The sequence below is a fragment of the Acidocella sp. genome (assembly GCF_036489515.1).
Lineage (GTDB): Bacteria > Pseudomonadota > Alphaproteobacteria > Acetobacterales > Acetobacteraceae > Acidocella.
This window is the reverse complement of record NZ_DASXFO010000035.1, coordinates 1-17637: the sequence shown is the minus strand read 5'-3', so window position 1 is coordinate 17637 and position 17637 is coordinate 1. Positions and strand designations below refer to the sequence as shown.

Genomic DNA, 17637 nt, shown 5'->3' with positions numbered 1-17637 from the left:
CCTACAGCCGGCTGCTGACGGCCATGCGGCGCCTTTGCCACTGTCACCCGGCAATCGCAGGTTTATGCCGCGCGAAGGGGATAAGCGCGGCCACCATGAAGATGTTCAGAACTGCGGCGACGCACAGGACCGTCAGCGTCGTGGTCGCGCCGAAACTCCCCAAGAGCCAGATTCCGATTGTCGGTGCCGCTGCCTGGGCGATCAGCGTCGGCATGGCAATGCGCCCGAGCAAAATGGCGTATCCCTCGCGGCCGAACAAAGCCAGAGGAACAGTGCCGGTGGCGATCGACCGCAGGCCGCTGCCCGCGCCATAGAGAACGATGCCGGCCGCCGAGATCCCGGGAACACCGATCAATATGCCGAGCCCGATGGCAACCAGGACAGTGGAGGCGACGAGGGTCCAGATCGGATGAGCCTTTCGACCGAACGCCATCTCCATGACCCGTGCACCAACCTGGGAGGGCCCTAACAAAGCGCCCAAGCCGACGGCGGCGGCCAAGGCAAGCCCTTGCGCCTGCATCAGTGTGATCAACTGGACCGCGATGACGGTCATGATGACCGATGCCAGAGTGAACCCGCTGGCCACCAGGATGAAGGCGAGCCGTTGGTCGGGCCCTACCTGTCCCGGCCGGGCCGCATTCGCCTTCATGGCGATTTGCGGAGGCCGACGCTGTTCGCGCGGCAAGCCAAAGAGGTAGAGCGGCAACACGATGGCGATATGGATTGCGGCATAGGCCAGGCAGGCGCCCCGCCAACCAATATGTTCGACAAGAAGGGCGCTCAAAGGCCAGCAGATCGTACTCGCGAATCCGCCGAACAAAGTGACTTGGGTGATGGCGCCTCGGGCTTGATCCCCATACAACTGGGCCAGCGTGGAGAAGGCCGGGTTATAGAGACCGGTGCCCATGCCGAACCCGACAATGATCCACCCTACGACGAATATCGGCAACGTCGGCGCGAGCCCCAAGGTGAGCAGGCCGCAGGCAAGCAAGATGGCGCTGGCCGCCAGCACGGGGCGTCCGCCGTAACGATCGATGAGATGCCCGACCCGGGGGGCAACGAGCCCCGAAACCAGCAGGCCGATCGAGAGCGCGCCGACGACCCACGACCGTGCCCAGCCCGTATCCTTGGCGATTGGTCCCGCCAGCACCGCGGTCAGGTAATAGGAAGAGCCCCAGGCCAGGATCTGGGCAATGCCAACGCTGGACACCACGACCAGGCGCGGACGGTTCGTCGCCGGGTCAGTTGCCTGCGTGTCGCTGCTCATTGTGACCTGGCTCATTTGGCGGCCTCGGCTACGGTGATGTCGACCTTAGCCTGGCCGCAGCATGGCGCCGGCTCGCCGCAACATGATGTCTCGTCAGCCAGCACTCGGCTGGAATTGCACACGCCTGTTTGCGGCAGGTCCAGTTCGACGCGCCGCGATGCCTCGATATCACCTGCCAAATAAGCCGCGATGGACCGAACCTGTTCGTACCCTGTGGCCAGCAGGAAGGTGGGGGCACGGCCATAGCTTTTCATGCCGGCGATGAACAAGCTGGCTTCGGGCTGTTCGAGCTCAGCGGCGCCATGGGGGGTGCTGCCTCACGCGCGGTCGTCCGTACTTTGCCGACGCCCGCTCTCGCGATCGCCGTGACCCGCGCGTTCAGCCGGATGCGTGGCGCGATTTCCGGTAACGCCGCCAAAGGTTCGAGATACTGCTCCGCGAGCTGCCGCCCCGTCGGATATGCATCGTCATCCGGGGGAGCCCAGCCATGCTGTTCCAAAAGCGCGCGAGCGGCTTTGTCGACATTGTAGCGCCATTGCGAGAACATCATGACATGCCCCCAGGCGCGTGTCGCCGTGCCGACGGATGGCCCGGATTCCAGGACAACCGGCTCAATGCCACGGGCCAGGAGATGGACCGCAGCGGCCAATCCGACCGGACCGCCGCCAATGACGGCGACCGGAAGCGTTTGCATGTCGCGGAGCAGGACCTTGCGATTCGACGCCGAGCGGCCTGTGGGAGCACAGCATGAAGTCACAATTGTCTCTCTCCTATATCGAAGGACTAGGCATTGATGGGCGATGTATTCGGGCAAAAATAAAAGGCATGGGTCAGCAATCGCACGGCGTGCTGCTCTTCTTGGTTGCCATCCCCTGAGTGGCAAGGAGAGCGTCCGTGACTTCCATCCAGGCACTGACCCCAACCTGAAACGCATGCCGCCCCTTATCGGTGAGCGTGTAGACCCTGCGTTGGCGTCCCGAGACGGTGTCCTGTCGCGACGTCACGTAGCCGCCTTCCTCGAATTCTCTAAGGGCTGGATACAACGCACCTTCGCTCGGAGAGCAGCACCCGCTCGTAATACGCTCGACCGCTCGGGCGATGTCGTAACCATGAGCCGGGCCGTCATGCAGCGTCCGAAGAATGAAGAACTTGCTGAGCGCCATCTTGATGCTGCCAGCCCAATAGGCGCGATCCGTCAGGTCAGCATGGACGCGGGGAACTTCTCGAGCTGGGACCGTCTTACTCATGTCGAGATCCTATGCATCGAAGGGCGATGCGTCAAATGGGGATTTGTATGGCCGCCGCGGGGCAGGGGGCCGTCATGCCATCTCGTGACATCCCGCGGTTTGAGAGGGCGAGCGTCTTCTTGAGTTGGTGGTTCATCGGGACGGTCTGGCGACTGACTCAAAGTCGGCCTGCGAAACCCGATCGCCAAAGAAGATCACGCAGACCTCCGGATCGCACAGACGCGAGGTCCAGGCCAGGCCGTGGGATTCCGGGGTGGGCGCCATGGAGTGCCTGCGCCCACAAAGCAGTCTGGAGGTATGTGGCCTTCGACGTCTCGATGAGGTCAGTCCGGGCCAGGCCGAGCGCCTTCAGATCTGGGGCGAACAGAGGGTACAGAACCAGGTCTTTGGTCGGCGCAATGATGCTGAGCATGCGCAGCTCGATTGTCTGTTGCCGCACTGTCTTGAACCTGGCTCGAGGATCGATGTCATGGAAGACTGTCTCGAAGGCCGCCGCTTCGCGGGAGGTTGCCGCATAGAGGCTCGGGACGACGTTGCCGGCGCCGTCCACTATAGGGCGAAGCGGCTGATGTCGCCCTGCCCAGGGTTGAACGCCGCGGGCCCGAAAGCAGGGCTGTGGTTACGATGCAGCTCGGTCCGAGCTGCGATCCTGAATGGCTTGGATGGGAAGGCCGGAAATGTCGTAGGCCGGCACCAAGGATGATGTCACCCAGTGACCTCTTTGCCTTCGTGTTCAGCAGCAGCCACAACTGCGGCCGCATCATCCAGCATATCGGCCGGCGCCCGGTCACCGAGCCACCCATTGGTCGACACGAACCAGAAAGCCTTCTGCCAGGGTGACATTGAGGCGGGGAGGGCGGCCAGCACCTTTTTGATCATTGGGTGCGGTGAACCGTCCTTGAACTGGAAAGATGGATAGTATTCCTGTCCACGGTGAGACACGGAGAAGACCCGGTTTGCGCTTTTCCACCGTGTTGCTGTCGCATAAAGGTTGGTGCCCTTGGATCCAGACAGCTTCGCCACCTCGAGGCTGGTCAAAGGCCCCGTCTCGTCGACGAACCGGTCCCGGAGCTTAAGGTTGTCCATTGCTAGAGTGCCGCGGACCTCGCCCTGGTCGTCGGGCAAAATGACTTCGGCCAGTTTTAGGATTGCAGCCTCCATCCGGTGCTGATCGATGTGATTGGAGGCGTCGACGACGCTTTCGATCAATCGAGTTGCGGCGGCCTGTTTCGCCGGGTCTTCATAGTTGATGCGGATGCCAATGACGCGACCTGTGGCGAAATCATTTAGCATTAGCATTTCAACAGGCGCTGCAGTGATGAGTAGCGTACGACGACGCCCGCACGTAGAAGGCGACCGCAGCTTTCGATGGGCTGGTGAGGGCGGCGTAGGAGAAGGCCCTCGGCTCAAGGAGAGGATCGGGAAGACGCGGCGAAGATCGAGAACGGGGCGAGACTTCCAATAGTCGCAGAATCAATATTATGGAAACTCAGTGTCGTTTCAGTTTTATTGCTTTTATGATCCTGCGACTTGGACGGGAATTCAAGGATACTGTTGAAAAAGTCCCGATTGCGGCGCGTCTTATTTCCTGATTCTGTTGTTTCTATCTTCAGGCATCGGAGATGGTTGGATGATGGGGCGACAACCGGATCACTCGACCTTCTCCAAGAACCGTCGTTGGCGTCAGTTCCAAGGTGACGCCATCCGTGCTGTAGGCGACCTCAGGCGTGATGTAGGCCGCGAAGGCGGGGTTGTATGTGATGATCGTCGAGAATTTGCCGCTGACACCGTCAGTGGCGCTCAGGATGTCATAGTCGACGCCGACGCTGTAGATGCCGTTACCCACCTGCACGGCGAGGGCGCCCGCCAGGCTGGCGCTGCCATTCACCACGAGTTCATCCGCCCCGCTGGGGGAGACTTCGATCCTCAGCGTGCCGTCGCTGTTCTGCACGTAATTGCCGTTGATGGTCAGTGTGCCGATCCCGTCGCCGGGGGCGACAACGCCGTCGCTGGTGACATTGCCGTCGATGCTGCCGTAGCCATCCAGCGTGGCACCGCTGGCAACCGCGACCTTGCTGGTCAGGACTGTACCCGCGTCGGCTGAATCGCCAACTTCCAGTGTACCGCCTTCAACGTTTGTGTTGGTAAAGCTGGTGTCATTGTTGACGGTCCAGTCGCTTGTCCCGGTCTTCTCGAAAGTGGTGAAGCCCTGGACCTGGGCGAGATCGAAACTGCCACCGGCCGCGCCGCTCAAGGTCAGCGTGTCGCCGCCATTCGTGCTGCCGCTGGTACTCACCACATTGCCCGTGAAGCTGTAGCCCCCTTCCAGCACCAGCGTATTGCCACCGCCACTGAAATCAATCGCATCGGCTCGCGCCGTGCCATTGCCGGAAAGCCCGCCGCTGATCGCGCCGCTGGTGATCACCGTAGCGTTGCCGGTGCCGACAATGCCGGCCCCGCCAGCACCGCCGCTGCCACCCGTGATGCTGCCCGAATTGTTCACGGTAAAGCCCGATCCGGTAATGCCGGCGCCGCCGCCGCCGCCGCCGCCGCTGCTGCCGCTGCCATAGCCGCCGGCGCCGCCGGCACCGCCCGCGATGCTGCCCAAATTTTTCACGGTAAAGCCCGACCCGGAGATGCCGCCGCCGCCGCCGCCGTTGCCGCCGTGGCCGCCATAGCCGCCATACGCGCCGGCACCACCCGCTATCGCCCCGGATGCGCTGTTCGTGACCAGAGACCCGCTTGCGGCGTAAACACCCGTGCCGCCGCCGCCGCCGCCGCCGCCGCCCTCGCCATAGGTGCTGCCGCCACCGCCGCCGCCGGCACCACCCGTGATGCTAGCATTATTGGTAAAGGCCGAGCTGGCGAAAGAGCCGCGGCCGCCGCCGCCGCCGCCGGCCCCCTCCCCGCCGCCGCCATAGCCGCCATTGCCGGCAGACCCGCCGCCGGCGCCGGCATCGGCAGAGCCGCCATAGCCGCCGCTGCCATCGGCGCCTTTCCCGGCAGATCCATACCCACCCATACCACTGCCGCCGCCGCTGCCGCCGCCATTGGCATAGATGCCGCTCGTCACGGCGCCCGTGCCGCCCACGCCAAGCGTACTCGTGGAGCCAACCGTGCCGTTGCCGCCGGCTGTGCCGATTGTGGCGGCCGTGGCGCTTCCCGGGGCCATGACAGCGCCCAGGACGCAGATGAGGGCGAGGCTGGAAACCGAAACGAGCAGGGCCGGCTGGGTGCGTTGCTTGTGTTTGGGCTTGGCCGCCGGTGATGTCCGGTTGGCCGCCGGTGCCGTGGCGGCCTCGGTGTTGGGCAGGCGCAAAGAGCAGGCGAACGGCATGAAAATGTCCCTGTTGTGCTTATGGGCTGTTTGCGCAGGATTCCGTTCAGTCAGACCACTCTGACCTGGCGGGGGGGGCATTGAGGTTCCCGCCAAAAGGCCTGGTTCTCGAAGCGGCGGAACAGGTCGGGCGGCAAAATGGTCTGCCGGGTGTTTTCGCGGACTTCCGGACGGACGGCGTGCAGTCCTGGCGTGCCGGCGCGCTCGTCGAACGCACCGGCATGAAACGCTACATTCTTAAAATCATGTGCAAAGTGCGGCACGCCGATGAAATCGTAGACGGCGGCAAGAACCTTGCCGGGGTGGCTCACCAGGGTCTCATACTGCACCAGCAGCAGGCGGTCCGCATCCTCACCATAAAAAGCTTCCTTGATGGCGTCATAGGCGTACCCGACCATGCCCTCGGGCGCGGCCACGCCATTGGCCCGTGTGTAGACGGTGCCGCCGGTTTGGAAATTGAAGATGGTGGACGGCTGAAACGCATTTTTACGGATCAGCCGCTCGATGCTATCGATGATCCAGGGGATATCGCGTACGCACACGATCAGTTTCGACGGCCTCGAATGACCGCCCTGCCCCACGGCGATGAATGAGTTCGGCCCTGTAGAGACCGTTAATGGTTTTGGCGCGGCGTTGTCATAGCTATCACCGACGCTGCCGATTGAAGGTTCGATCCCGGCTTCGGCGAGGCGTTCGGTGTATTTGACCGAGATCTATCGGCTGTCACGGTCGCTGTGGTGGATGAGTTTTCCTCCCCGACGGGGCCGGTGCTGAAACAGGGCCTGTTCCAGGGCATCGAGCACGAAGCTGGTGTGCCCGGTACGGCTGACGCGCCAGCCGACGATGTATCCGGCAAAAACATCAATGCAAAAGCAACGTACGAAAACCCTGCCAGGTGGAGGCATAGGTAAAATTACTCCCCCATAGCTGATTGGAACGAGTTGCCCGGAACTGGCGATTGCCCCGGTCCAGCGGACAGGGAGCGGCCTTGCCGCTGATTGTCGTGCGCACGCGCTTGCTGCGGATAACGCCCCGTACGGACCCGAGCGTGGACTTTTACCACGGCGGTAGCGGCCAGATCCGTTGGCTAGGAGAGCGGGCTGCGCCCAAGACGCCGCCGAAGCCGCGCACCGTCGTGACCGCTTCCGCGCGCAAGGTCGTCATGCTGTCACGCCAGAGTGAAGCGCCACGCCCGGCCCCAGCCGGCACGTCAGAAGACTGGAGCGAGTTTTGATCATGAGCCAAACCCGCGACCACGCGCATCATCGGGCGGCTGGTGCCAACGAACTTCTGTCCGTCCGCATCGGCAACCGTACCTCATGCCCCAACTTACCAATCTCCCGCGCCCAATGGTGACCGCTCGCGCATGCTTCCATCGCAACCAGGCAGAGAGGAAGTTCTGAAAAAAAACGCGAGCAAACGGTCACGTCGCAACTTCTTGCGTAAAACCACCCCCCCCTTCTCATCCGCCCATGCACCTGAAAAACGGACTTCGCCAAGTCAAGCCCAACTGTGCTAATCTCGCCCATGGACGCCTCCTCTTCAGTGGTGATCTAACACCTCCACTTTGGCACATTGATGCCGTCAGGGGGGCGTCCACCCCATCGCTTTTGGGACGCCCCGCATAGGTTCCAAGTGACCGGGTCGGGTCGGGTCGCGCGTAGGAATATCCGCTTGTCCATCCTGCGTTGCCAAGAGCAGACCGTCTGGTTTGTCCCCCTGTTCAGCCGTTCTCGGCGGGCCTGGGTTCAGCAGCGGCTGGAGTCGACCAGACCCGGTCATTCAGCGCGTCTCACGCCAACGTCCGGTCCAGAAAAAAGCTGCCCTTTGAATACGAACGCGCTTGGCTGATTCGTACTCTCTTGACCAGTTTACGCTCACCCGCCGCGTAGCCATCCCGGTAGCATCGTCCAAATCGTTCGTAAGATCGCGACCATTAGCGTTCAGCGCTCGTGCTTGGCAGTTACGCGCCCATCCCGGTCGTTCTCCACCTCCGATGGCGTGCTTGGAAGCAGCCTTCCGTTCAGGTTGCCAAATTCACCAAAGCCTGAGGTTGCGGGGAATCCTGCCAACCTGGTCCTCGTGTCCGAATGCCTTATCGGCCGTCAGCTTCTTGGCCATTTTCCATTCAACGAAGGTTTCTACAACCCAATACGCCCGTACTCCGCCCTCGGCTGTCAGTCATCCATCAGCTATTAAAGACCGTCCACGAAAACGGGGGAACTTCAAAGTTGCCACAGCATCTCGCCTGAGCCATGCATCATATCGGTGTCACATTGATCTCTACAGGCGGTTGTCGTAACCTTGGCAAATAACTAGAGCATTTTCCGTTCGTTCTGGCTCAGGGAAACTACTCTAGGTCTTTGTTTTAGCGTGCAACTCTATCCGATCGAACGATTCCGTTCGATCGGTTGTTGTCCTGGATTCTCTCGAGGACGGTTTCGAGACCGCCAAGCCACTTTATTATCTCGTAATGGGACTTATCAGGGACTAGAATCAGACCGGAATTCCAAAAAAAGAAATGGAGGAGCGATGTCATGGTCACTGCAACACCGAAGACCGGCACAGACAAATCCAGCATGGAGACGATCAACCCGATGGAGGCCATCCAAGCGGGCAGCGGCCAACTTCCGGGCGCTGAGGTCGTCGGCGTGGACAAAATCCGCGACCTGCTGTTCGGCAACCAAATGCAGGACTATGACCGACGCTTCTCGAAACTGGAGGAACGGTTCCATCAGCGCTTCAAGGAGATCGAGGCCGATACGGCACGAAATCTCAGCGCCTTCGAGTCAAATGCCAAGAAGCAAATAGACTCTCTCGCCAATCAACTACGGGAAGAGAAGGACGTTCGCTCGGACGCCGACAAGGAAACAGATCGGACGCTGCGTGAGCAACATCAAAGCCTGGAGAAGCGTCTCCGGTCGATATCGGACCAATTGAACCAGTTGGAACGCGACACGGCCGACCGCTTGACCCAGGAAGCCCAGGCGCTCCGCGATGAAATCAAGCGCCGAAATGAGGATACCCAGCACACGCTCGAGAAAATGTTTGCCGAATTGGGCAACGTCAAAACCGACCGAAACCTGCTCGCTGGGCTGTTCGTCGAGGTTGCCAAGTGCCTGAACCAGGATGTCGGCCCGAAAGGTGCGGGCAACGGTGCCGGCGCGACACGTGGTTGGCCCCCGGCCTGATCGCCACGGCGCGGTGAGCGCATCCCCCGACATACTCGAGCAGCTGCTTCACCCGGTCTCCGGTGACACAGGGATCGACCGAAAGGCACTCGCGGAGCTGTTGCTCGAAGCTGCCCGGAGCATGAAGCCCGATATCGACACGCCGTCTGAAGGACTGCTTCGGGCTGATCCGCGGCTCGCGCAGTTGCGCATGGTCCTCCTCGGGCCGGAGATCGAGGCACTGTCGCGGCTGGAGGATCCGGCGCAATTCGCCGCGGCGGTCGGACGCGTTCTGCCGTCTGCCGTCGCGCATGCCTCGGGCGACGGACAGCTTGGCCTGGCGTTGGCGCCGGCCCTGGAAAAGGCCACGCAGAGTTCGATCCGCAGCAATCCGCGGACGCTGGTGAATATCCTGTACCCGCTGATCGTGCCGGCCATCAGCAAGTCGATCGGCGAGACGATCGACAAGACATTCCAGTCGCTTAATGAGAGCCTGAAACATAGCCTGACCTGGCGTGGGCTGCGGTGGCGCCTGGAGGCTTGGCGCTCCGGCCAATCGTTTGCAGCAGTCGTTCTGAAACACACGCTCGTCTATCAGGTCGAACACGTGTTCCTGATCCATCGCCACACCGGGCTGCTGATGTCCCATGTGGCGGCCGAGAACGCGGAAAGCCAGGATCCGCAGATTGTGTCGGCGATGCTTGTGGCGATCCAGGACTTCGTCCGGGATTCCTTTCACGGCGCCGAGCAACAGGGATTGGACGCATTGCGTTTGGGCGAGCTTCGCCTGTGGTCGGAAGCAGGGCCATTCGCGACGCTGGTGGCGGTGATCCGTGGCAATCCGCCGGAAGACCTGCATGAAGTGCTGACGATCACGCTGTCGCGGATTCACAGCGAATACAACCTGCTGCTGGAGACCTTCGACGGCGACAGTACGGGCCTGGAGGGCGTCGAGGCCGATCTGACGACGTGCGTGGCACAGCGCCAGCAGGCCCCCTTACAAGCGCGAACCGGCTTTCCCTGGCTGGTGGCCCTGACCGTGCTGGTGGTCCTTCTGCTCGTTGCCGCGTGGGGTATCCACTGGTGGTTGGGCGAGCGGCGCTGGGACGACTATGTCGCACGGCTACAGGCCCAGCCAGGTATCGTGATCATCGAAACCGGGCAGCACGACGGAAAGTACCTGATTGAAGGGCTTCGCGATCCGCTCGCGGCCGATCCAGAAGCCTTGTTGCGCGCGGCAGGTTTGGTCCCGGGACAGGTTGCTTTCCGCTGGGTGCCGTATGAGGGGCTTGATGCGCCGATCGTCCTGAAGCGACTGGTCGCGTCGCTCGCTCCGCCGGCGGGCGTGACACTCACGATCAATGGCAACCGCATCGTCGCCAACGGGTCGGCATCGTCGGCCTGGCTGGACCGAGCCCGCCTCGCCGCCGAGACGATGCCGGCCGGTGCGCCCGTTTTCGATCTGTCGGCGGTGACGAACGCAGATGCCGCTCGGGACGCCCATTGGGCGGACTACGTCGGCTTGCTTCGCGACCAGCCGGGTATCGTCATCACCGAGGCTGGGCAGCGTGACGGCAGGTTCGTGATCAGCGGCCTGCGCGATCCGCTGGCGGCCAATCCCCTGAATATGCTGAGTGAAGCAGGACTCAATCCCTTGCTGGTCACGTCGCATTGGGCGCCGTACGAGTCCCTTGATCCGACGATCGTTCTGAAGCGATTGCAGAAATCGCTTGATCCGCCGGCCAGCGTCGCTTTGATGGTTGAGGGCGACACAATCGCGGCGATCGGTTCGGCACCGTCCCTGTGGCTGGAACGTGCCCGCATGGTGGCCCGGCTGCTGCCGAGCGGAGCGCCCAGGCTGGATCTATCTCAGGTACGAAATGTCACAGACCCAGAGCTCGTCAAGCTGAGTGATACGATCCAGGCAACCGTCATCCGCTTCGATTACAATCAGCCGCTGCCTGCGGCGGGGCAGGATGAAACGCTGGATCAGCTGGCAAGCGAGTTGAACAGGCTCGCCTCGCTGGCGGCCACTTGGCACTTCACGATACAAGTCATGGTGACGGGGCACGCGGATGCGTCGGGTACGGGGGCGTTCAATCTGTCGCTAAGTCTGGCGCGGGCAGAAGCGGTGATCGCGTTGCTGAATAAACACGGCGTCGACCCGGAAATGCTTGGGCTGCGCGGCGCCGGTGCCCTCGAGCCGCTGGAGAACAAAGGAGCGCCCGAAACCGCGCGTTCGGGCGACCGGCGGGTTTCTTTCACGATCGAAATGCAAGCGCAATCGTGAGCGGGACGCTGCAGAAAAAGATATGCATGATCGGCGCCTTCTCGGTGGGCAAGACCAGCCTTGTGAAGCGCTATGTCCAGAGCGTTTTTTCCGAGACCTATCTCACCACGGTTGGGGTCAAGATCGACAAAAAGGCCTTGGACGTGTCAGGCCGGACAGTGAACCTCATTCTTTGGGACGTCGCGGGAGAGGATGACATTTCCTCACTGCGGATGAGTTACCTGCGCGGCGCGGCGGGATATGTACTGGTCGCTGACGGCACCCGGCCGTCCACCGTGGATGTCGCGCTTTCACTGCGCGAGCGGGTCACAACAGAGTATGGACCATTGCCGTTTGTGCTGCTGCTGAACAAGTACGACCTGACGGACCAGTGGGAGATCAGCGACGCGGCCCTGGCCGGTCTTCGCGACAGCGGCTGGTGGGCGCGCCCGACCAGTGCGCGCACGGGTGAAGGCGTCGAGGAGGCGTTCCGGCATCTCGCCGTCAGCCTTGCATCCTGAGTGATGAAAAATCTGCCGAGGGTCCTGGCCGATCGTCTGCAGGCTTTGATGTATGATGAACGCTCGGTTGCGTATCTGCGGATCGACGCCGATCTGAAGCTTTCCGACACCGGCGGGCATCTGGCGCATTACGGGCTAACGGGCCTGTGCCTGAACGAACCGGCGTTGGAGCAATTATACTTTCTTGAAGGGCTGGTGCCGCTGGCCGAAACGCCGCTGCTCGTGCCGTCGATCGAATTGCTGGGCGGACGCGCGGCCGATCTTCATCTGCATCTCGACGGCGGCACTGTCTGGGTGCTGCTGGTTGACGTGACCGCGGATCGCGATGCGGCGAGACGCATGCAGCAAAAAGCCTATGACATGACGTTGCTTGAGGAGAAGGAGGCGCTGCTGAACCGCCGGCTCGAAGCGGCCCATGCGGCGTTGACGGAAGCGCATCGCGAATTAGTGGCATCGCGGGAGCTCATCAGGCTGGAGCTGGAGCGCAAGCACGCCGAGCTTTCCGAGGCGCGGACGCTGCAGCTTGCTTTGGCGCCCCCCGCGTTCCAGGGCGTGGTCGGGCGGTGCGGTGTGTCGGTCGATGTTGTGCTTGAGCCCGCGAAGGAAGTTGGCGGCGATCTGGTCGACTACTTCTGTATCGGCGATGGGCTTCTCGTGTTGCTGCTTGGAGATGTTGCCAACAAAGGCGCCGGCGCGGCACTGATGATGGCGCGCACCCACGCTTTATTCAGGGGCCTGATGGTCCATCCGGAGGCGCCTCGGCTGTTCAGGGCGCCGGAGGAGGCCACGCGCATCGTCAATGCGACGCTGGCGGCGGGCAATTCCGGATGCATGTTCGTCACGCTCCTGGTGGCTACGTTCGACGGATACCTGAACCGGCTGGTCTATACCCGAGCTGGTCACGTGCCACCGTTTCTACGCCGCGCCGACGGGGTGGTTGAGCGGCTGAACGAAGCGGGCGGCCCGCCCCTGGGGCTCGTGGAGGGCGCGGTGTACCGCTCGGCCACAGTGAATCTTGGGTCGGGCGACGAACTGCTGATTGTCACGGATGGAATCACGGAGGCCATGGACCCATCGCTCCGCCTGTTCGGCGAGGCGCGGATCGCCGATGCGATCGCTCATCGCAGCGAGATCGGATTGCTGGAGCGGTTGCTGGGCAAGGTGCGGGCATTCGAGGCCGGCGGCGCGCAATCCGATGACATCGCAGCTATTTTGTTGACGGTGGCCGCGCCGCCGGAGCGATAGGGCAAGCGAAAGGAAGGCTACTTTTTGTGAACAAAAAGTAGCAAAAAAACTTTATTTATGCTGGGCCATGGGCGTTGTCGGTGCAACGCCCATGGCCCAGCATAGCAAAAGTTTTTGCGCCGCTTTTTTCAAAAAGCGGCTACTTTCAGTGGTCGAATCGCAGATGAACCTCTGGCATCCCATTCACAATCCGGCTTGTCACGCGGCTGGCCAGGTGCCCGATCAGGTATCCGGCCATGCGCGCAGCGGCTGTATCGTCCGTCACAAGCTCTTCTTTCGTGGGTGGTTTGGCTGACAGGATCAGGGGGGCGCCGTGCCAGGAGATCCGAGCGTCGAGTTGTAGTTCATTGAATCCCAGCGTCAGGCAGCCGGGGCCGTTGGCGAGTTCAGCGTCAACCAGCGTGTCGAGGCATTCCGCAATCGGCCCCTTTGCCCGTTCGATCACATCGCGCCGGGCCCCCCAGGCGGCACCCGCTCGGGTGATGAATTTGGCGACATCTTCGTCAGGCAAACCGCCCTTGGGTATTTGCAGCTCGACTTGCTGGCGTATGCCCAGGCGCAGGACCGGGTTGAGCAGTATCGCCACGAGGGCCGAGGCCAGGAGGGGTGAGGCAACCACAGGCGTCATCCAGTCCGGCAATATGGCGCCGGCCTGGACCAAGGCGGGCGTCGCCACGGCGAAAGCGAACGCGATTCCCAATGTAAACGTCTTGCGCATGTCGAGTAGCCGCGAACTCATGATCGTAACGCCACTGACCATCAACGAACACGAAAGAAACACCAGAACGGCGCCCACGACAGGTTGCGGTATCGTGAGCATCAGAAGCGAGAATCGCGGCACAAGCGACATAATCAAGAACCCCGCTGCCGCCGCGTAGCCGATGGTCCGGCTGGTGGCCCGAGCGGCTGCGGTGAGGCTGACGCTGGAGCCGCTCACGGAGACACCGCCGCCGCCAATGAGTGCGGAAACGACGACCCCCAGACCGTCCGCGAGCAGGCCGCGCGACAAACCGCCCAGATCCTGCCGGTGCCAATCGGCATCGTTCAGCTTTTGCGCGGCCGTCATCGCACCCATCGAGTTGAGCGTGATCGCGATCCCGGTGATCAGCGCGGGCAACAATAGCGGTCGTTCGAAAGACGGAAACGTCGCGGCGACGGTCGGCAGGCGCACCAGCGGGGCCTGTGTCAGCGCGTGAAGCGGGGCCGCGTCGACCAGGCCGAGCGCGATGCTTGCCATGTAGCCGCCGACCAGACCAATGCAAGCGCCGAACTTACCGATTGGGCCGCGCGCCCAAACGGTGAAACCGACCATCACCGTCAGGGTGCCAGCCGAGACCAGAAGCGAGCGTAGCCAAAAGACGCCATGGCCCATGGTGACGCCGGCGACCACATTGTTCATACCTGTCTGAGCGACGCTGAGACCGGTCACCAACACCACCAGCCCCGACAGCTCCGCCGGGAGCAAGCCACGCAGGACACGGAATAAGCGTGACAGCACGATTTCCACCAGAGCCGCGACCAAAAGAAAGCCCGACACCATCGGCAGGCCGCCTGCCCGTACCGCGATCAGGCAGCCTGGGAGCCAATTGCTGGCGGAAATGGGCGTGATCAGCAGGCCGGAGCCGACCGGGCCCCAACGCCGGATTTGCAACAATGTGGCAACGCCGAGTGCGAATGTGGTAACGGAAATGAAATTGGTGGCCTGTTCAAGCGGTAGGTGCGCAGCCCGGGTCAGCAGCACCGGGGCGAGGAGGAAGATCGACAGCACCATCACCTGCTGGGTTGAGAGCATCAACAGCACCGGCGTCGGTGGCCTGTCCTCCGTACCGTAGGTGATTGTGTCGGGTTTGCGCACGCGTCCCCCACCGTCTTTTGACCGTCTCGCCGCTATGTCGCGGATATTGGGATGGCTATTAACGATTAACCAACCGAAACATAAGCTAGCAAATAACGGAAACATAAACTAGTAAAGAACAGAAACGGCATGGACGTTTCCGTGATCAGGCAAGAGTCAACGCTGACGGTCGTAAATGCCCGGGCAGAGTTTGCGCGTGCGGCGACTTGGCTGCACGATTTCAGCGCTGGCATGGGCCTCCCGAATGATTTGGCCTCAAGACTGCTGGTCGTGCTCGACGAGGTGCTGAGCAACGTCGTGAACCATGCCCTGGCGGGCGCGGTGGAGGGCAGCCGGGAGATCCGCTTGCGTATCAGGCTGCGGCCGGAAGCGGTGGAATTGGAAATTGTCGATGACGGGCCAGTTTTCGATCCCACTTTCGCCCCCGGGACGAGGGCGGACCGGCAACTGGGGGGCGCCGGCTTGCTGTTCGTGCGCTCGTTGATGGATGAGGTTCGGTTTATCCGCCAAGGGGATCGGAATTGCCTGACGCTCTGCAAGAAACTGGCCCCTATGCGTTGAGATGGAGGTTGAGCGATGGAGATACTGGAAGCGCGGACCGGGGACATGGCGGTCGTGCATGTCGTCGGTCAAGTCAACAGCGGTAATGCCCCGGAACTCGATGAGCGCTTGAAACAACTGGTCGGGGCGGGCTGCCGAGGGATCGTGATCGATCTGGCGCGCCTGGACCATATGACGAGTGCCGGGTTCCGCTGTCTGCTCCGTGTGGACAGGCAAGTTCAGGGGGTGGCAGGGAAACTTGTCCTGTGCGGCCTGCAGGGATTGACGTTGGAGCTGTTCGAGGTCGGCGGATTTCTTGAGATGCTGACGATTGCCGCGACACGCGAAGAGGCGATGCGACAAGCCACTGTCAACTGAAGTTGGTGTTCTCGGCTAAACCGCTTTGCAGAGAAGGATGTTCAGGCGATGGATATGCAAGTCTCCGCGATCTCCTGGGATGCCGTCAGGGTTGTGCTCGATGGCCGCCTCGACATCGCAGGTTCGGCGAAGATCGACATTCCCTTTAACGTGGCGGCGGGCACCAACCGCCATGTCATCGTCGATATGTCGGCCGTCACGTTCATCGCCTCGATCGGCATCCGTACCCTGGTGATCGGCGCTAAGACCGTGCAGCGCCGCGGCGGTAAGTTGCTGCTGCTCAGCCCTCAGCCCGATGTTGAGCAGGTCCTTGAAACGATCGGCGTAACCGATCTCCTGCCGATCGTACGCGACGAAGCGGAGGCGATAACGGCGATCCGAAGCTGACGCGGCGCTATGGGTCATTTGACGCTGTACCAGGCGTGGCGGGAGATAGGACGTTTCGGCGAATGGTTTGACCTGGAGGAGCGGGCGTTGGCAATCCCCGCTAAGCTTGCCCACGCGGTACGACTGTGCCTGGAGGAGGCGGTCGACAATTTGATCAACTACACTTCGACAACCGCCGAGGGGCCCCGGATCGACATCGAGTTGGGCCGGCAGGGCGACACCCTTGTCGCGGTGGTCAGGGATTATGGGCCGCCGTTCGACCCGCGCACCGTACCGGCGTTCTCGCCGGCGAAGGATCTGGAAACGATGCAGCCAGGTGGCTGGGGGGTCCATTTGATTCGCTCGTATGCCACTGAAATCGATTACGCCACGGGAGCGGATGGCAACCGGTTGACGCTTCGGTTCACGGGATCTGTCGGCCCTGCGGTATAGCAATAGTCTTATCACCCACAGTGACATGTGCAGTGCCTGCGTTAAAGCGGACCAATTTCAAGATTTGTTTTTGGCAAGTTTTCCTGATTTTGAGGAGGAGCGTTTGCTCTGAAGGGGACGGGTTTTCGGTTGAGCTGATTGTTTCTGAATTAAAACATATTAAGCTTGGCCTGCTGGTGGCGGATACGATCCGGCACGTGGGCGACCGCTTTTCTTGGTGGTAGCCTGAAAACGACCGGTCCGCTTCCCGCCCGCCCTGTCCGTTTAGGGAAGCGCCGCTGGCACTCTGGCTATGACCGGTGTTGGCCGGGTAGCTGCCATTCGAGGGTCAGCATTTTATGTTCGGATTGGTTCGCAGAAAATGCTCTAGTTTATTGTTTTTGCGAGTAATTTTATCCGATCATATGATACCGTATGATCGGATTTTGCTCTAGATCCGCAGGAATTTCTCAGCAATCACGTGGAGATGTATATCTTTCTATTTAGCGCCTATAACCTGACGCCCCGTGACCTTGCTCCCCCAGTTGCCCCGTGCCGGGGGTTTCGCTAGATTCCAGGCACGAAGTTGGAGTTTTTGAATGACCGAGACTTTGCCTCCCGCTCCTCTTGATCTTTCGGTGTTCGATAATTTGGAGCCGCCGCCGGTTACCGCCCAGGCGGTTGCTGTGCAGGCGCCGGCCGGGCTATCGGCAGTGGCCGATGACAGTCTGGCGCCGCAGCCGCGCCCGGAGCGGCTGGTGGAGGTTGCGAATCTTTCGCCGGAGGATCTCGCGGCAGGACAGGCTGAGGCGGCAAAAATAGATTTTTCGCAGACCGCGACGATGCTGGCGCATGGCGAGGGCGTGCTGGCCAATATTGCCGCCGCCTCGCGGCAGTTGCTCACCGGTGTGCGGCTGGGCGATGCGGGGGAGGCTGGACGCATTGCCGCCTCGGTCATTGACGGCATAAAAATCCTGCGAATTCAGGATTTGCAGGCGGAATCCGCCGGC

The 17637-nt window shown here is 61.7% G+C and carries 19 protein-coding genes and 2 pseudogenes; 10 read left to right on the top strand and 11 right to left on the bottom strand.

Features of this window, described 5'->3' with window-relative positions:
- Positions 1–43: 43 nt before the first annotated feature.
- The 9 genes and pseudogenes from VGG47_RS04845 to VGG47_RS04810 form a co-directional block, all read right to left on the bottom strand.
- Positions 44–1282 (bottom strand): MFS transporter, encoded by a 1239-nt coding sequence (locus VGG47_RS04845; protein ID WP_331535992.1) that lies wholly within the window; start codon positions 1280–1282, stop codon positions 44–46.
- On the bottom strand, positions 1279–1521 hold the full coding sequence (locus VGG47_RS04840; protein WP_331535990.1) for a hypothetical protein: 243 nt from the start codon (positions 1519–1521) through the stop codon (positions 1279–1281). The genes VGG47_RS04845 and VGG47_RS04840 overlap by 4 nt, the downstream gene beginning before the upstream one ends.
- A complete protein-coding gene (locus VGG47_RS04835) occupies positions 1518–1961 on the bottom strand; it encodes an FAD-dependent oxidoreductase (protein ID WP_331535988.1) in 444 nt (147 codons plus the stop codon). The genes VGG47_RS04840 and VGG47_RS04835 overlap by 4 nt, the downstream gene beginning before the upstream one ends.
- Before the next feature lie 136 nt (positions 1962–2097).
- On the bottom strand, positions 2098–2514 hold the full coding sequence (locus tag VGG47_RS04830) for a PadR family transcriptional regulator (RefSeq protein WP_331535987.1): 417 nt from the start codon (positions 2512–2514) through the stop codon (positions 2098–2100).
- A 157-nt stretch (positions 2515–2671) separates the two neighbouring features.
- Entirely contained in the window at positions 2672–3064 is a 393-nt protein-coding gene (locus tag VGG47_RS15595; protein WP_408841511.1) for an RES family NAD+ phosphorylase, read from the bottom strand.
- 155 nt (positions 3065–3219) lie between these two features.
- Positions 3220–3807: a hypothetical protein gene (locus VGG47_RS04825; protein ID WP_331535985.1), complete on the bottom strand. Its 588-nt coding sequence runs from the start codon at positions 3805–3807 to the stop codon at positions 3220–3222.
- 316 nt (positions 3808–4123) lie between these two features.
- Positions 4124–5851: a hypothetical protein gene (locus tag VGG47_RS04820; protein WP_331535983.1), complete on the bottom strand. Its 1728-nt coding sequence runs from the start codon at positions 5849–5851 to the stop codon at positions 4124–4126.
- A gap of 50 nt (positions 5852–5901) precedes the next feature.
- On the bottom strand, positions 5902–6393 hold the full coding sequence (locus tag VGG47_RS04815) for a hypothetical protein (RefSeq protein ID WP_331535981.1): 492 nt from the start codon (positions 6391–6393) through the stop codon (positions 5902–5904).
- Positions 6394–6400: 7 nt separating this feature from the next.
- Positions 6401–6889 (bottom strand): annotated as a pseudogene (locus tag VGG47_RS04810) (DDE-type integrase/transposase/recombinase); the annotation flags it as partial.
- 10 nt (positions 6890–6899) lie between these two features.
- Here VGG47_RS04810 and VGG47_RS04805 point away from each other — a divergent pair.
- Positions 6900–7085, top strand: a complete 186-nt coding sequence (locus tag VGG47_RS04805; protein ID WP_331535979.1) for a hypothetical protein — start codon at positions 6900–6902, stop codon at positions 7083–7085.
- Positions 7086–7158: 73 nt separating this feature from the next.
- Here the strand turns inward: VGG47_RS04805 and VGG47_RS04800 are convergent.
- Positions 7159–7380, bottom strand: a pseudogene (locus tag VGG47_RS04800) (IS110 family transposase); the annotation flags it as partial.
- Positions 7381–8388: 1008 nt separating this feature from the next.
- Here VGG47_RS04800 and VGG47_RS04795 point away from each other — a divergent pair.
- The 4 genes from VGG47_RS04795 to VGG47_RS04780 all read left to right on the top strand — a co-directional run bounded on the left by VGG47_RS04795 (position 8389) and on the right by VGG47_RS04780 (position 13056).
- Complete coding sequence (locus VGG47_RS04795) at positions 8389–9042, top strand: hypothetical protein (protein ID WP_331535977.1); 654 nt, start codon at positions 8389–8391, stop codon at positions 9040–9042.
- A 121-nt stretch (positions 9043–9163) separates the two neighbouring features.
- Positions 9164–11311, top strand: a complete 2148-nt coding sequence (locus tag VGG47_RS04790; RefSeq protein WP_331535975.1) for an OmpA family protein — start codon at positions 9164–9166, stop codon at positions 11309–11311.
- The gene (locus tag VGG47_RS04785; RefSeq protein ID WP_331535973.1) at positions 11308–11811 is read left to right on the top strand and encodes a Rab family GTPase; all 504 of its coding nucleotides are present in this window, start codon (positions 11308–11310) and stop codon (positions 11809–11811) included. The genes VGG47_RS04790 and VGG47_RS04785 overlap by 4 nt, the downstream gene beginning before the upstream one ends.
- A 48-nt stretch (positions 11812–11859) precedes the next feature.
- Entirely contained in the window at positions 11860–13056 is a 1197-nt protein-coding gene (locus VGG47_RS04780; RefSeq protein ID WP_331535971.1) for a PP2C family protein-serine/threonine phosphatase, read from the top strand.
- Between the two features lie 145 nt (positions 13057–13201).
- Here the strand turns inward: VGG47_RS04780 and VGG47_RS04775 are convergent, their stop codons facing one another.
- Entirely contained in the window at positions 13202–14911 is a 1710-nt protein-coding gene (locus VGG47_RS04775) for a uracil-xanthine permease family protein (protein WP_331535969.1), read from the bottom strand.
- 141 nt (positions 14912–15052) lie between these two features.
- Here VGG47_RS04775 and VGG47_RS04770 point away from each other — a divergent pair, with 141 nt between their 5' ends.
- The 5 genes from VGG47_RS04770 to VGG47_RS04750 form a co-directional block, all read left to right on the top strand.
- Positions 15053–15472 (top strand): ATP-binding protein, encoded by a 420-nt coding sequence (locus VGG47_RS04770; RefSeq protein WP_331535967.1) that lies wholly within the window; start codon positions 15053–15055, stop codon positions 15470–15472.
- A 15-nt stretch (positions 15473–15487) separates the two neighbouring features.
- Entirely contained in the window at positions 15488–15829 is a 342-nt protein-coding gene (locus tag VGG47_RS04765; RefSeq protein ID WP_331535965.1) for an STAS domain-containing protein, read from the top strand.
- 48 nt (positions 15830–15877) lie between these two features.
- The gene (locus VGG47_RS04760; protein WP_331535963.1) at positions 15878–16216 is read left to right on the top strand and encodes an STAS domain-containing protein; all 339 of its coding nucleotides are present in this window, start codon (positions 15878–15880) and stop codon (positions 16214–16216) included.
- A gap of 9 nt (positions 16217–16225) precedes the next feature.
- Positions 16226–16648: an ATP-binding protein gene (locus VGG47_RS04755; protein ID WP_331535961.1), complete on the top strand. Its 423-nt coding sequence runs from the start codon at positions 16226–16228 to the stop codon at positions 16646–16648.
- Between the two features lie 578 nt (positions 16649–17226).
- Positions 17227–17637, top strand: a 411-nt coding sequence (locus VGG47_RS04750; RefSeq protein ID WP_331535959.1) for a hypothetical protein, incomplete at its 3' end; no start/stop codon positions are given.

Excerpts from the sequence above, each read along its gene's own strand:
- VGG47_RS04835 (WP_331535988.1), bottom strand. The coding sequence starts at position 1,961 with ATGCAAACGCTTCCGGTCGCCGTCATTGGCGGCGGTCCGGTCGGATTG.
- VGG47_RS04845 (WP_331535992.1), bottom strand. The coding sequence starts at position 1,282 with ATGAGCCAGGTCACAATGAGCAGCGACACGCAGGCAACTGACCCGGCG.
- VGG47_RS04795 (WP_331535977.1), top strand. The coding sequence starts at position 8,389 with ATGGTCACTGCAACACCGAAGACCGGCACAGACAAATCCAGCATGGAG.
- VGG47_RS04830 (WP_331535987.1), bottom strand. The coding sequence starts at position 2,514 with ATGAGTAAGACGGTCCCAGCTCGAGAAGTTCCCCGCGTCCATGCTGAC.
- VGG47_RS04760 (WP_331535963.1), top strand. The coding sequence starts at position 15,878 with ATGGATATGCAAGTCTCCGCGATCTCCTGGGATGCCGTCAGGGTTGTG.
- VGG47_RS04825 (WP_331535985.1), bottom strand. The coding sequence starts at position 3,807 with ATGCTAAATGATTTCGCCACAGGTCGCGTCATTGGCATCCGCATCAAC.
- VGG47_RS04820 (WP_331535983.1), bottom strand. The coding sequence starts at position 5,851 with ATGCCGTTCGCCTGCTCTTTGCGCCTGCCCAACACCGAGGCCGCCACG.
- VGG47_RS04765 (WP_331535965.1), top strand. The coding sequence starts at position 15,488 with ATGGAGATACTGGAAGCGCGGACCGGGGACATGGCGGTCGTGCATGTC.
- VGG47_RS04790 (WP_331535975.1), top strand. The coding sequence starts at position 9,164 with ATGAAGCCCGATATCGACACGCCGTCTGAAGGACTGCTTCGGGCTGAT.
- VGG47_RS04840 (WP_331535990.1), bottom strand. The coding sequence starts at position 1,521 with ATGAAAAGCTATGGCCGTGCCCCCACCTTCCTGCTGGCCACAGGGTAC.
- VGG47_RS04780 (WP_331535971.1), top strand. The coding sequence starts at position 11,860 with ATGTATGATGAACGCTCGGTTGCGTATCTGCGGATCGACGCCGATCTG.
- VGG47_RS04755 (WP_331535961.1), top strand. The coding sequence starts at position 16,226 with ATGGGTCATTTGACGCTGTACCAGGCGTGGCGGGAGATAGGACGTTTC.